The sequence below is a fragment of the Bradyrhizobium zhengyangense genome (assembly GCF_022012435.1).
GTDB classification, from domain to species: Bacteria; Pseudomonadota; Alphaproteobacteria; order Rhizobiales; family Xanthobacteraceae; genus Bradyrhizobium; species Bradyrhizobium zhengyangense.
The window spans coordinates 1,066,475-1,079,795 of the sequence record NZ_JAKLUA010000001.1; the positions used below are offsets into that span (position 1 = coordinate 1,066,475).

12 protein-coding genes are annotated in these 13,321 nt (G+C 64.9%); 5 read left to right on the top strand and 7 right to left on the bottom strand.

Features of this window, described 5'->3' with window-relative positions:
* Positions 1-30: 30 nt before the first annotated feature.
* On the bottom strand, positions 31-300 hold the full coding sequence (locus L6637_RS05235) for a hypothetical protein (RefSeq protein ID WP_237869473.1): 270 nt from the start codon (positions 298-300) through the stop codon (positions 31-33).
* A gap of 176 nt (positions 301-476) precedes the next feature.
* Positions 477-1,292, bottom strand: coding sequence for a class I SAM-dependent methyltransferase (locus tag L6637_RS05240; RefSeq protein ID WP_237858496.1), 816 nt, complete (start codon positions 1,290-1,292; stop codon positions 477-479).
* 196 nt (positions 1,293-1,488) lie between these two features.
* On the opposite strand from L6637_RS05240, the gene L6637_RS05245 reads away from it, so the two are divergent.
* Positions 1,489-2,187, top strand: a complete 699-nt coding sequence (locus L6637_RS05245) for a winged helix-turn-helix transcriptional regulator (RefSeq protein WP_237869474.1) — start codon at positions 1,489-1,491, stop codon at positions 2,185-2,187.
* Positions 2,188-2,232: 45 nt separating this feature from the next.
* Here the strand turns inward: L6637_RS05245 and L6637_RS05250 are convergent, their stop codons facing one another.
* Together L6637_RS05250 and L6637_RS05255 are read right to left on the bottom strand one after the other, a co-directional pair.
* On the bottom strand, positions 2,233-2,913 hold the full coding sequence (locus L6637_RS05250) for an RlmE family RNA methyltransferase (protein WP_237858499.1): 681 nt from the start codon (positions 2,911-2,913) through the stop codon (positions 2,233-2,235).
* 1 nt (position 2,914) lies between these two features.
* Complete coding sequence (locus L6637_RS05255; protein ID WP_237869475.1) at positions 2,915-3,988, bottom strand: Ppx/GppA phosphatase family protein; 1,074 nt, start codon at positions 3,986-3,988, stop codon at positions 2,915-2,917.
* A 211-nt stretch (positions 3,989-4,199) separates the two neighbouring features.
* Between L6637_RS05255 and L6637_RS05260 the strand changes: the two genes are divergently transcribed.
* Complete coding sequence (locus L6637_RS05260) at positions 4,200-6,572, top strand: xanthine dehydrogenase family protein molybdopterin-binding subunit (protein WP_237869476.1); 2,373 nt, start codon at positions 4,200-4,202, stop codon at positions 6,570-6,572.
* A gap of 101 nt (positions 6,573-6,673) precedes the next feature.
* On the opposite strand, the gene L6637_RS05265 is transcribed toward L6637_RS05260, so the two are convergent.
* Positions 6,674-7,474, bottom strand: a complete 801-nt coding sequence (locus L6637_RS05265; protein WP_237858505.1) for a hypothetical protein — start codon at positions 7,472-7,474, stop codon at positions 6,674-6,676.
* A gap of 107 nt (positions 7,475-7,581) precedes the next feature.
* Between L6637_RS05265 and L6637_RS05270 the strand changes: the two genes are divergently transcribed.
* Genes L6637_RS05270 through L6637_RS05280 form a run of 3 tightly spaced genes read left to right on the top strand, consistent with a single transcriptional unit; the run spans position 7,582 to position 10,967 of the window.
* The gene (locus tag L6637_RS05270) at positions 7,582-8,073 is read left to right on the top strand and encodes a YaiI/YqxD family protein (RefSeq protein WP_237858507.1); all 492 of its coding nucleotides are present in this window, start codon (positions 7,582-7,584) and stop codon (positions 8,071-8,073) included.
* A 2-nt stretch (positions 8,074-8,075) separates the two neighbouring features.
* Positions 8,076-9,884 carry an ABC-F family ATP-binding cassette domain-containing protein gene (locus tag L6637_RS05275; protein ID WP_237869477.1) on the top strand — a complete coding sequence of 603 codons (1,809 nt, stop codon included), beginning with the start codon at positions 8,076-8,078 and terminating at the stop codon, positions 9,882-9,884.
* A gap of 3 nt (positions 9,885-9,887) precedes the next feature.
* A complete protein-coding gene (locus L6637_RS05280; protein WP_237869478.1) occupies positions 9,888-10,967 on the top strand; it encodes a D-TA family PLP-dependent enzyme in 1,080 nt (359 codons plus the stop codon).
* A 100-nt stretch (positions 10,968-11,067) separates the two neighbouring features.
* Here the strand turns inward: L6637_RS05280 and L6637_RS05285 are convergent, their stop codons facing one another.
* Positions 11,068-12,297: a BaiN/RdsA family NAD(P)/FAD-dependent oxidoreductase gene (locus L6637_RS05285; RefSeq protein WP_276575730.1), complete on the bottom strand. Its 1,230-nt coding sequence runs from the start codon at positions 12,295-12,297 to the stop codon at positions 11,068-11,070.
* Positions 12,294-13,211, bottom strand: a complete 918-nt coding sequence (locus L6637_RS05290) for an SDR family NAD(P)-dependent oxidoreductase (protein WP_237869481.1) — start codon at positions 13,209-13,211, stop codon at positions 12,294-12,296. Before L6637_RS05290 ends, L6637_RS05285 begins: the two co-directional genes overlap by 4 nt.
* Positions 13,212-13,321 lie beyond the last annotated feature (110 nt).

Below are 13,321 nucleotides of genomic sequence, written 5' to 3' on the forward strand. Positions count from 1 at the left end.
CGCTCAATCCGCGCCAGGCTCGGAAAAGGATTACTCGCCTTTGACCGAATGACCTCCGCGGTTCTCGAACCGACTGGACATGCCTTCGTCGCCGCGATCTGCGGGATAGGTTGCTCGCCGCATCTGCCTCGCGAGGCTGCCAAACTGCTTGGCGCCCTCCGACATGCGGCGCATCTGAAGTTGAAGATGTGCCAAACCGTCCTCAAGCAGAGCGAATTGTTCGAGAAAGCGTTCCTCGATACTTTCTTGTTCGGTGAGACACTTTTGGTTCGTGTCGCGAACGTCGGCACAACATCTCATGGAGTCACTCCTGCGTAGGCCATGAATCTGCATGGCCCGAAATGTGACCGGTGCGTAGAGGCCGCTGCCCGTCTGTAGCGAGGCCTCTACCTGTTCGATCCAATGATCACTCGACCGCCGGGACTTTCGTGCGGCCCACGGACCGGACAGTCGTGGCCCCGTCGTTCATCCAGCACTCACGTGATCGTAACGACCACCTCGAGATAGGTGCTGGGAACGACGAGGTCGCCGCGATCGCCCCAATTCGATTTCTCCAGCAGATCGAGAATGTCGGCCTCCAGCGCCGCTGCCTTGTCCGCATCCAGCGCGGCGAATGCGCGGTTGGTGGGACCGTAGAATGAACGAAAAACGTCAAGCCAATGGGCCGGAGACCGGTACCGGAAAGTGAACGTCTGCTCCAAGGCATTGATCTGCTGACGGGGAAACAGCTCGCCAAGCCGCGCGACGGTGCCCCATAGCGTCGGCGACCTAACGCCGGACGGCGGCGGCGCATACTTTCCGACGAGCTTGAGGAGCTGACCGATGAATCCGTCCGGCGTCCAGTTGGCGAGCCCGATCTTTCCACCGCGGCGCACCACACGCACGAGCTCGGCCGCCGCCTTATCCTGATCTGGGGTGAACATGACGCCGAATGTAGACAACGCAGTATCGAAGCTGCCGTCGGGAAACGGCAGGGCCTCGGCATCGGCCTCCTGGAAATCGACGGCAACGCGTTCGGCGGCGGCGCGCTCCCGACCCCGCTCGAGAAGCGCGCCGACATAGTCGGTGGACGTGACTTGCGCGAAGCGGCGCGCAGCGGCGAGCGTCGCGTTTCCGTTACCGGCGGCGACATCGAGCACGCGGCTCCCAGCCCGCAGATCGAGAGCCTCGCACAGCCGCTCGCCCACGATCTGAAGCGTGGTCCCGATCATCGCATAGTCACCTGCCGACCAGACCGTGCGCTGTCGTTGTTTGATGGAAGTATAGTCGAGGGGGAGCGTCGTCACTGACATCAGTCATCTCCTGTTGCCCGGCAACCCGCCGGAAGCGGCATCGCATCTCGCGATTGGACAACAGCGAGCCATAACTGCCCGAAGGCATCCAGTTCCGTAACTGAACCGGAGCGGTACAGATTCTGTACTGGCCAATCTGTCGACTTCCTCCTAGCCTCGCGACCTCGGAGACGACTGGCCGAAAGGAAGCAATCGAATGGCGGATGGCGGCTACAATCAGTTCTGCCCAGTTTCAATGGCAGCCGAAATCATTTGCTCTCGCTGGACGCTGCTTGTCTTGCGAGAGCTGGTAATGGGATCGACCCGGTTCAATGAGCTGCGGCGAGGCGTCCCCAGCATGTCGCCTGCTCTTCTATCCAAGCGACTCAAAGAGCTCGAAGCCGCGGGCATCGTCACCCGCGTCGCCGCAGAGCGGGACTCCGGCGCCCACGAATATCATCTCACCGAAGCGGGGACGGAGCTGCGCCCAATCATCGAAGCCATCGGCGCCTGGGGCCACAGATGGGTGACGACAGAAGCAACCTTGAAGAACCTCGATGCCAATCTTTTGATGTGGGACGTCAGGCGAACTCTCAATACCGATCCGATGCCGCCACGCCGCAACACCATCCAATTCATTTTCAAGGACAGACCCAACTCGGAGCGCAACTATTGGCTGATCGTGGAGCCGAACAAGGACGTTGACCTCTGCCTCGTCGATCCAGGCTTCGATGTCGATCTCTACGTGTCGACGGATCTTCAATCGATGACCGAGATCTGGCTTGGATACGTAACTGCCGACCAGATGTCGGATGATGGTCGGCTTGTCCTGACCGGGAGCAGCAAGCTGGCCACCGACCTCCGCGCTTGGTTGAAGCTCAGCGTGTATGCCAATTTCGAGAAAAAAGTGGCCTAAGGCTCGAGCGTCCAAACCAATCGCAGCGCCGATGATCGGCGCACTCTAACTGCGCCCACGAAACCCCGTCGCGAGCACATAGCGCTCGGAGGAATCCTGCCGGCTTGCTGCCGGCTTGACATGACGCACCGTCGCAAAATCGCGCTTGAGCTGCGCGAGCAGGTCGGCGTCGGCGCCGCTCTGGAAGGTCTTCGCGAGGAACGTGCCGCCGGGCTTGAGCACATCGCATGCGAAGGCAGCCGCCGTCTCGACCAGGCCGACGATGCGGAGCTGGTCGGTCTTGCGGTGGCCGGTGGTGTTGGCGGCCATGTCGGACATCACGACATCGGCGCCGCCACCCAGCATCGCGGTGAGCTTGTCGGGCGCGTCGTTGTCCATGAAGTCGAGCTGCGCGAAATCGACGCCGGGAATCTCCGGCATCTCCAGCAGGTCGATGGCGACGACCTTGCCCTTGCCTTCGACCGAGCCGACGCGCTTGGCCGCGATCTGGCTCCAGCCGCCGGGTGCGGCCCCGAGATCGGCCACGGCCATGCCCGGCTTTAAGAAGCGAAACTTGTCGTCGATCTCCAGTAGCTTGAACGCGGCGCGCGACCGATAGCCCGCGGCCTTCGCCTTGGCGACATAGGGATCATTGAGCTGCCGCTCCAGCCACAGCTTCGACGACAGCTTGCGCTTGCCGCCGGTCTTGACCTGGACGTGCAAGCGGCCGGTGGTGTCTTTCGCCATCTCACCAGCTCCTGAGCGCGCCGTCCTCGCGCATCATCTCGACCAGCATGCCCTCGCGCAGGCCACGGTCGGCGACGCGCAGGCGCGGCAGCGGGAACGCGTGCCTGATGGCATCGAGGATGGCACAGCCAGCCAGCACCAGATCAGCACGCTCGACACTGATGCAGCTGTTGCCCGCGCGCTCCTCGTAGCTCATGCCGAGCAGCTTGTTGATGGTCGCGGTGATGTCGGGATCGTTCATCCAGATGCTGTCGATGCGGCGGCGATCGTAACGCACGAGATTGAGATGGATGCCGGCGAGCGTCGTCACGGTGCCCGACGTGCCGAGCAGATGCATGTCGGTGAGATCGCGGCCGTGCTCCGCAGCGAACGGCGCAACGTGATTGGCGACCTCCTGCTCCATTGCGGCATAGATCGCCGGCGTCACGTCGCGACCACCAAATTGCTCGGCCAGCGTCACGACGCCGAGCGGGATCGACATCCACGCCTTGATCCGCGGCTCCGGATCTTGCGGGTCGCGCTCGATCCGCACCAGCTCGGTCGAGCCGCCGCCGATGTCGAACAGGATGGCGCCGCGGCCCCTGGGATCGACCAGCGGCGAGCAGCCGAGCATCGCGAGCGCGGCTTCGGTCTCGCGGTCGATCACCTCCAGCTCGATGCCGGTCTCGGCCGCGACGCGGCTGCGAAAACCTTCCGCATTCGAGGCCGCGCGGCAGGCTTCGGTGGCGATCAGCCGCAGCCGCTTGGCCTTGCGCAGGTTGATCTTGTCCCGGCAAATGCTGAGCGCGGCGATGGCGCGATCGATCGCAGCCTCGCTGATGCATCCCGTCGCCGAGACGCCCTCGCCGAGCCTGATGATGCGCGAGAAGGAATCGACCACGCGAAAACCATCGTGGGTCGGACAGGCGATCAGGAGCCTGCAATTGTTGGTCCCGAGGTCCAGCGCCGCATAGACGCCGGTTCCCGGCGCCTGCGCAGGGACTGCAGGCTCCGTGGCCAACGCCACCGCCGCCATCGACCCCTCCAGCTCACCGTGCGGCGCAAGGCCGTCGCGGAGCCGCGTGTCGTCATTCATACAAACTGTCTTTCCACGACCCTAAGGGGCCGATCCGGAATTGATTTTTCGCCTGAAACATTAGCAGCGCGGCTGGCATGCGCAACATCGCATCACATAGGACCATGCCCATTCGTGCGTTGTCGTGAACGGGACCGTGGGCTATTTTTGGCGGGTCCGGTCCTCCAGGCGCCCCCAAATCGCGCAATTGCCGGCTTTTCAGGTCAACTCCATGCAAGAACACACCAAATCGTCCACGCTCGAAAACGCTATTGCACTGCAAAAATATGGGGTCGGGCAGCCCGTCCGCCGCAAGGAGGACGACACGCTGGTGCGCGGAAAGGGCCGCTACACCGACGATTTCAATCTGCCCGGCCAGGCCCATGCCGTGATTGTCCGTTCCACCCATGCCCATGGCATGATCCGCGGCATCGGCGTTGACGCGGCCAAGGCGATGCCGGGCGTGCTGGGCGTGTGGACCGGGACGGATCTCAATGCCGCCGGCTATGGCCCCTTCACCTGCGGTCTGCCGCTGAAGAGTCGCGACGGCTCGCCCCTGCTCCAGACCAACCGCCATCCGCTGGCAACCGACAAGGTCCGCTTCGTCGGCGATCCCGTCGCCTTCGTCGTCGCGGAGACGCTGGCGCAGGCGCGCGATGCGGCCGAGGCAGTCGAGCTCGACATCGAGCCGTTGCCGGCGGTGACCGATCCCGAGGAAGCTGCCAAGCCGGGCGCGCCGCAGCTTTACGATCACATCCCCAACAATGTCGCGCTCGACTATCACTATGGCGACACGGAGAAGGTGAACGCGGCCTTCGCCAGCGCCGCCCATGTCACCAAGGTCGACATCGAGAACACCCGTGTCGCGGTGGTGTCGATGGAACCGCGCGTCGGCCTTGCCTCCTACGACAAGAAGACCGAGCGCTACACCATCCAGATGCCGACCCAGGGCGTCGCGGGCAACCGCGCCAACCTTGCCAAGAACCTGAAGGTGCCGAACGACAAGGTGCGAATCCTCACCGCCAATGTCGGCGGCTCCTTCGGCATGAAGAACGTCAACTATCCCGAGTACATGTGCATCCTGTACGCCGCGAAGGCACTGGGACGCCCGGTGAAGTGGCTCGACGAGCGCTCGACCAGCTTCCTGTCCGACAGCCACGGCCGCGCGCAGAAGATCCACGCCGAGCTGGCGCTCGACGCCGAGGGGCACTTCCTCGCAGCAAGACTGTCCGGCTACGGCAATCTCGGCGCCTATATCACCGGCGTTGCGCCCAGCCCGCTTTCGCTCAACACCGGCAAGAACTTCTCCAGCGTCTACCGGACGCCGCTAATGGCGATCGACATCAAGACGGTCTTGACCAACACCACTTTGATGGGTGCTTATCGCGGCGCCGGCCGGCCCGAGGCCAACTACTACATGGAGCGGCTGATCGACCGTGCCGCCGACGAGATGGGCATCAACCGGCTGACGATGCGCAAGCGCAACTTCATCAAGTCGAACCAGATGCCCTTCCCGGCCTCGTCAGGCGTCACCTATGACAGCGGCGACTTCCAGGCCGTGTTCAACAAAGCGCTGGAAATCTCCGACCACGACAATTTTGCCAAGCGCAAGAAGGAGAGCAAGAAGGCCGGCAAGCTGCGCGGCATCGCCGTCGGCTCCTATCTCGAGGTCACCGCGCCGCCAGGCCCCGAACTCGGCAAGATCGTGTTCGATCCCGATGGCACCGTGCAGCTCATCACCGGCACGCTCGACTACGGCCAGGGCCACGCCACGCCGTTCGCTCAGGTGCTGTGTGCGCAGCTTGGCGTTCCCTTCGAGAGCGTGAAGCTCGTGCAGGGCGACAGCGACATCGTTCACACCGGCAACGGCACCGGCGGTTCGCGCTCGATCACCGCGAGCGGCCAGGCCATCGTGGGCGCCGCAAAGCTCGTCATCGAGAAGGGCAAGCGCGCCGCCGCGCATATGCTGGAGGCCTCGGAGGCCGACATTGAATTCGCCGATGGCGCTTTCACCATCGCCGGCACTGACCGCAGCATCGACATCATGGAGCTCGCCAAGAAGCTGCATGACGGCAAAATGCCCGATGGTGTGCCTGACTCGCTCGATGTTGATCACACCAGCGATCCCATCGCCTCGGCGTTCCCGAACGGCTGCCACGTCGCCGAGGTCGAGGTCGATCCTGAGACGGGCGTGGTGCAGATCGTGCGCTACAGCGCGGTGAACGATTTCGGCACCGTGATCAACCCGATGCTGGTCGCGGGCCAGCTCCATGGCGGCGTGGTCCAGGGCATCGGCCAGGCGCTGATGGAGCATGTCCGCTACGACGAGAGCGGCCAGCCGATCACGGGGTCGCTGATGGACTACGCGCTGCCGCGCGCCGAGGATGTGCCGAACATGACGGTCGGCGATCACCCGGTGCCGGCCACCACCAATCCGCTCGGCAGCAAGGGTTGCGGCGAAGCCGGCTGCGCCGGCAGCCTGTCGACGGTGGTGAACGCGGTGCTCGACGCGCTCTCGGACCACGGCATCAAGCACATCGACATGCCGCTGACCCCGGAACGGGTGTGGCGCGCGATCCAGGACGCGAAGGGGAAGGCGGCGTAGGCGACATTCGTCGTTCCGGGGCGATGCAAAGCATCGAACCCGGAACCTCGAGATTCCGGGTTTGGTCCTGACGGACCGCCCCGGAATGACGGTGCTGGATGCTACGCCGCCGCCTGCTCGCGCGGCTGGTAGATCGCGGTGTGCTGGCAGTACGCGATCGGGGTCGCACCATTCGCGACGACGAGCGCGTCGAGCTCGACGAAGCGGTGGCCCTTCTTCTCGTAATTCGCGGTGACCTTTGCCCGCGCCACTATCTCGTCGCCGGCGCGCGCGGCTGACAAGAGCTGCATGCGGCTGCCGACGTGAATCCAGGGGCCCAGAATGGTGTTGTCGACCAGCACGCGGTTCATGACGCGCTGGATCAGGCCGGGATGACCGAGGCCCTCGCGCGCAAAGATCGGATCGGTCTCCCTGATGTCGGCGAGATAGTCGCTCGCGTCCTGCCCGGCCCAGCGACGTGGCGCCGTGCCGAGCCACTTGCCCACCTCGAAGATGTCGGGGCTGACCGGCTTGCGCTCAGCGACCGCGGGGACTTCGACATAGTCGCCCAATGACACCACTGGCGCCGCCGCCGGCAGCGAGGCAGTGCCAGTGGCGCACAGCTCGGTGCGACTGAACACCTCGATCGTGAGCAGGCCGTTGTGCTCGGTCGCATCGACGTCGGCGGTCTCGCCGTCATAGACAGGCTTGATGAAGCGGGCCTCGACCAGCCCGCGGGAGAGGAAATCGCGGCCCCAGCGCGCCACCGGCACGTGCATCATGTAGGCGAAGACGTCGACGCCGGGGACCAGCCCACCGGAAAAGCCGAAGCGGCGCGCCACCGTGTCGTCATGCATCTTGTTTTCGGACTGTTTGGCGGTGTTGTAGGCCTCGACGCGCCAGGTTTCGAGCCGGTTCGGCATGGCTTGGCTTCCCCAAAATTCTTGTTGTTTCGGGGCTGATCGTAGGCCCCGGGGAACACCGGTCAATCCCCTCGCCTTTGCGGCCCGAATGCGGTACCACGCGGCGAATGACCAACACCCCCACCCGCATCTATGTCGACGCCGACGCATGCCCTGTGAAGGACGAGATTTATCGCGTCGCGCTCCGCCACGGCGTGCCGGTGAGCGTGGTCGCCGGCAATTTTATCCGCGTGCCGCACGAGCCCCTGATCGAGCGCATCGCGGCCGGCTCGGGCATGGATGCGGCCGACGACTGGATCGCGGAACGGGCGAGGCCCGGCGATGTCGTCATCACCTCGGACATTCCGCTGGCGAGCCGCTGCGTGAAGGCCGGCGCCGACGTGATCGCGCCGAACGGCAAGCCGTTCACGGAGGAATCGATCGGCATGACGCTGGCGGTGCGCAATCTGATGACGGATCTGCGCTCGGCCGGCGAAGTCACCGGCGGCCCGCGCTCGTTCGCACCGCGCGACCGCTCCGCCTTTCTCTCGGCGCTCGACCAGACGCTGCGACGGATCCAGCGCCGCCGCGCCGACCAGGCTGCTACGAGTCAGGGCTAGTCATGGCGCCCCCGCTGATTCAACTGAAAGACATCAAGCTGACCTTCGGCGGCACCCCGCTGCTGTCCGGCGTCGAGCTCAACGTCGCGCCATCCGAGCGCGTCTGTCTGATCGGCCGCAACGGCTCCGGAAAGTCGACGCTGTTGAAGATCGCGGCCGGCCTCGTCGAGCCCGACAGCGGCACGCGCTTCGTGCAGCCCGGTGCCACCGTCCGCTATTTGCCGCAGGAGCCTGACTTCGGCGAGCACAAGACTCTGCTCGCCTATGTCGAGGCCGGGCTTGCACCGGGCGACGATCCGTACCAGGCCCGCTACCTTGTCGAACAGCTTGGGCTCACCGGCAACGAGAACCCGGCCAACGTCTCCGGCGGCGAAGCGCGCCGTGCGGCGCTGGCGCGCGTGCTGGCTCCCTCGCCCGATATCCTGCTGCTGGACGAGCCGACCAACCATCTCGATCTCTCCACCATCGAATGGCTGGAAAAGGAGCTCGACTCCCGGCGCAGCGCGCTTGTCATCATCAGCCACGACCGGCGTTTCCTCGCCAACCTCTCGCGCTCCACCGCCTGGCTCGACCGCGGCAAGATCAAGCAGATCGATCGCGGTTTTGCCTCGTTCGAGACCTGGCGCGACGAGGTGCTGGCGGAAGAAGAGCGCGACCAACACAAGCTCGACCGCAAGATCGTCGACGAGGAGCACTGGCTACGCCACGGCGTCTCCGGCCGGCGCAAGCGCAACGTCAAGCGGCTCGCCAATCTGCATGCGCTGCGCGACCAGCGCCGCGACTATCGCGGCACCGCCGGCACAGCCAGTCTCGCCGCGACCGAGGCCGAACAATCCGGCAAGCTGGTGATCGAGGCCAAGGGCATCACCAAGGCCTTTGGCGATCGCGTGATCGTCGACAATTTCTCCACCCGCATCCAGCGCGGCGACCGGCTCGGCATCATTGGGCCGAACGGCGCCGGCAAGACCACGCTGGTCAATTTGCTCACCGGCGGCATGCAGCCGGATTCCGGGACGGTGCGGCTCGGCGCCAATCTGGAGATGGCAACGCTCGACCAGCACCGCGAAAGCCTCGACCCCAAATCGACGCTTGCCGAAGCGCTGACCGGCGGCCGCGGCGATCACGTCATGGTCGGCGGCAAGCCCAAGCATGTCGTCGGCTACATGAAGGACTTCCTGTTCGCACAGGAGCAACGCGGCACGCCGCTGGAGGTGCTCTCCGGCGGTGAGCGCGGACGGCTGATGCTCGCGCGTGCGCTCGCCAAGCCATCAAACCTCCTGGTGCTGGACGAGCCGACCAACGATCTCGATCTCGAGACGCTCGACGTGCTGGAGGAAATGCTCGGCGACTACGAGGGCACGGTCATCCTCATCAGCCATGACCGTGACTTCCTCGACCGCGTCGTCACCTCCGTGATCGCGCCTGAGGGCAACGGCAAGTGGATCGAATATGCCGGCGGCTACAGCGACATGCTGGCGCAGCGCGGCGCGGATCTCAAGCGTGAGACCACGAAGACCCCGGCGCCAGCAGAAAAGAAAGAGGAACGCGCCGCTGTCCCCGCCTCGGCGAAGAGGAAGCTGAGCTTCAACGAGAAGCACGCGCTGGAGACGCTGCCGAAGAAGATGGAAACGTTGCACGCCGATATCGCCAATCTGCAACGCGTCCTCGACGATCCCAATCTCTATGCCAGGGATCGCAAGAAATTCGACGACACGTCGGCCGCCATCGCCAAGGCGCATGAAGAACTGTCCGCTGCCGAAGAGCGCTGGCTTGAACTTGAAATGCTCCGCGAAGAAATTGAACAGGCTTAACCCATGACCACACCCCTCGCCGCCAAGATCGCCCGCGAATACGGCACGCCTTGTGCTGTCATCGACATGGACAAGGTCGAGCGCAACATCGCGCGGATCCAGAAGGCCTGCGATGACGCCGGCGTTGCCAATCGCCCGCACATCAAGACGCACAAGAACCCGACCATTGCCAAGATGCAGGTCGCGGCCGGCGCCAAGGGCATCACCTGCCAGAAGATCGGCGAGGCCGAGATCATGGCCAATGCCGGCATCGACGACATCCTGATCAGCTACAACCTCCTGGGCGAAGAGAAGATGGCGCGGCTCGGCGCGCTCAATGCCAAGACCAGGATGACGGTCGCCGCCGATAATTCGACGGTCGTCGCGGGCTTGCCGAAGGCCGCCGAGGCCTCGGGCCGCCCGCTCTCGGTCGTGGTCGAATGCGACACCGGACGCAAGCGCGCGGGCGTCGAGACGCCGGCGGAAGCGATTGCGCTGGCGCGCGAGATCGCGGCGTCCAAGGGGCTCGCGTTCGCCGGCTTCATGCTGTACCCGACCGAGACCGGCTGGGCGGATGCGCAGAAATTCTACGACGAGGCGCTCGCCGGCGTGCACGCGCACGGGCTGGACGCAAAAATCGTCTCGACCGGCGGCACGCCAAACCTCGTCAACATCGGCAAGCTCAAAGGCGGCACCGAGCATCGCTTCGGCACCTATATCTACAACGACCGCATGCAGGTCGCGGCCGGCTCCGCCACCTGGGACGATTGCGCGCTGCATATCTATTCGACGGTGGTGAGCCGCGCCGCCCCCGAGCGCGGCATTCTCGATGCCGGCTCGAAGACCTTGACGACGGACACCGGCGGCCTCGATGGCCACGGCCTGATCCTGGAGCACCCCGAAGCCAAGATCGCGAAGTTCGCCGAGGAGCACGGCTTCCTCGATCTCTCCCGCAGCAACACGCGGCCCAATGTCGGCGACGTCGTCCGCATCGTCCCGAACCACGTTTGTGTCGTCGTCAACATGATGGACGAGGTGTTGATGGTCCGCGGCGACGAGATCATCGGTACGCTGCCGGTGGCGGCGCGAGGGAAACTGCGGTAGATCGCCGCTGCCGTAGGGTGGGCCCAAGCGAAGCGGGCCCACGACTTTGTGTCCCAACTACGAAAGATGGTGGGCATGGCGCTGTGCGCTTTTGCCCACCTTACGATTTCTGCAATTGGGCGAGCCACTCCAGCACGCCCCTGCCCGCTGCTGCCCCCGTCGCGAACGAGGCCTGCAGCAGATAGCCGCCGGTCGGGGCTTCCCAGTCCAGCATCTCGCCGGCGGCAAACACGCCGGGCAGCTTGCGCAACATGAAGTGGTCGTCGAGTTCGTCGAAGGCAATCCCGCCTGCGGTGGAAATGGCGCGATCGATCGAGGCAACGCCGGTCAGCTGGATCGGAATGGCATTGATCAGATGCGCAAGCTCTGCCGGCGAGAACGCAGCCAGTGACCGGCCGGAGGCGATGGCCGCCTCCTGCATCAGGCCGATGCCGACCGGCGACACCTGTGCCGCCTTGCGCAGGAAATTCGCCAGTGATTGCTTGCCACGCGTGCCCGACAGGCGCGTGGTCAGTGCGGCCGTGTCGAGATCGGGCCGTAATGCGATTGTGAACGTCGCCTGCCCGATCCCCAGCACCGCATCGCGCAGCTCTGCCGACAGCGCGTAGATCGCGCCGCCCTCGATGCCGGCACGCGTAATCATCGCCTCGCCACGCACCGTGTGCGCGCCGATCGTCAGTGCCACGCCCTTGAGCGGCTGGCCTTCAAACCGATCGCGAAACACATCGGACCAGGCGACAGTGAAGCCGGAATTCGCCGGCCGCAGTTTTGAGAGGGTGATGCCCTTTGCTGCGAGCAAATCGCCCCATGCGCCATCCGCGCCGAGCCGCGGCCAGCTCGCACCGCCAAGCGCGAGCACTGTTGCACTGCCGGCGACGGCGCGCGTGCCATCGGGCGTCTGGAATTGAAGCCGACCCTGCTCGTCCCATCCGGCCCAGCGGTGGCGGAAGGCGAATTGCACACCCGCCGCATCGAGCCGGCGCAGCCAGGCACGCAGCAGGGGCGAGGCCTTGAACGTCTTTGGAAACACACGCCCGCTGCTGCCGATAAAGGTCTGTTGCCCGAGGCCTGCGCTCCAGTCACGCAGCGCGTCGGGAGGAAACGCCTCGATCGCGTCGCGCAAGTGAGGCATCGCCTCCCGGTAGCGAGGGAGGAAATCCGCCAACGGCTCACTGTGGGTGAGGTTGAGTCCACCCCGGCCGGCCATCAAAAACTTGCGGCCTGCCGACGGCATGGCATCGTAGACGGTGACGCTGGCGCCGCCTTGCGCCAGCACTTCCGCCGCCATCAGCCCGGCGGGACCGGCACCGATGACGGCGACGTCGCTCAGAGCTTGATCCCCGCCCGCGCCGCGGCCTGCGCGACATACTTTTGCGTCTGCTCGAACGCACCGGCGAGCGCCTTGGCCTTCGACATGTCGCTGATCTCGGCGAAATGCGCGGCGATCGCGTCCGGGGTCCAGTCGGATTCCGGCAGGTTGATGCCTTCGCTCTCGATGATCTTGATCACGGCGAAGGAGCCCGCACCGGCACCCATGATGGTGCGGGTCGGCGCGTCCTCGCTCAGCATGTACTCGACGGCCGGCGTGATCGCATTCGGCTTCATCAATTGAAGCGCCTGAGGCGGCAGCAGCTCTTCGGTCATACGGGTCGCCGCCGTCGGCGAGATGATGTTGACGCGGATGTTGTTCTTGCGGCCCTCTTCCGCGAGCACATTCATCAAACCGACCATGCCTGACTTGGCCGCGCCGTAATTGGCCTGGCCGAAATTGCCATAGAGGCCCGAGGACGATGTCGTCAGCACGATGCGACCATAGTTGCGGTCGCGCATGCCGGCCCACACCGCCTTGCAGCAGTAAAAAGTGCCGACGAGATGCACGTCCAGCACTTTCTGAAAATCGGTTGCTTCCATCTTGCCGAACGACTTGTCACGCAGGATGCCGGCATTGGCACACATGATGTCGACGCAGCCCCACTCCCTGGTGGCGCGCTCGACCATGGCGGTGACCTGCTCGAAATTCGAGACGTCCGCGCCGTCGGCCATTGCGGTGCCGCCGGCTTTCCGGATCTCCTCGACCACGGCTTCGGCCGGCGAGAGCGAAGCCCCGGTGCCATCGCGGGCGCCACCGAAATCGTTGACGACGACCTTCGCACCGCGGCTCGCAAGGCCCAGCGCATGCGCCTTGCCGAGACCATTGCCCGCGCCGGTGACGATGGCGACGCGTCCGTCGAACCTGATTGCCATGAGTGTGCTTCCTGGATGTTAGGTGTCACGGCCGGGCTTGCGCCGGCCACCCATCAAAATTGAGAGGCTTTTGAGCAGCGATGCATGGCCGGGTCAAGCCCGGCCAACAC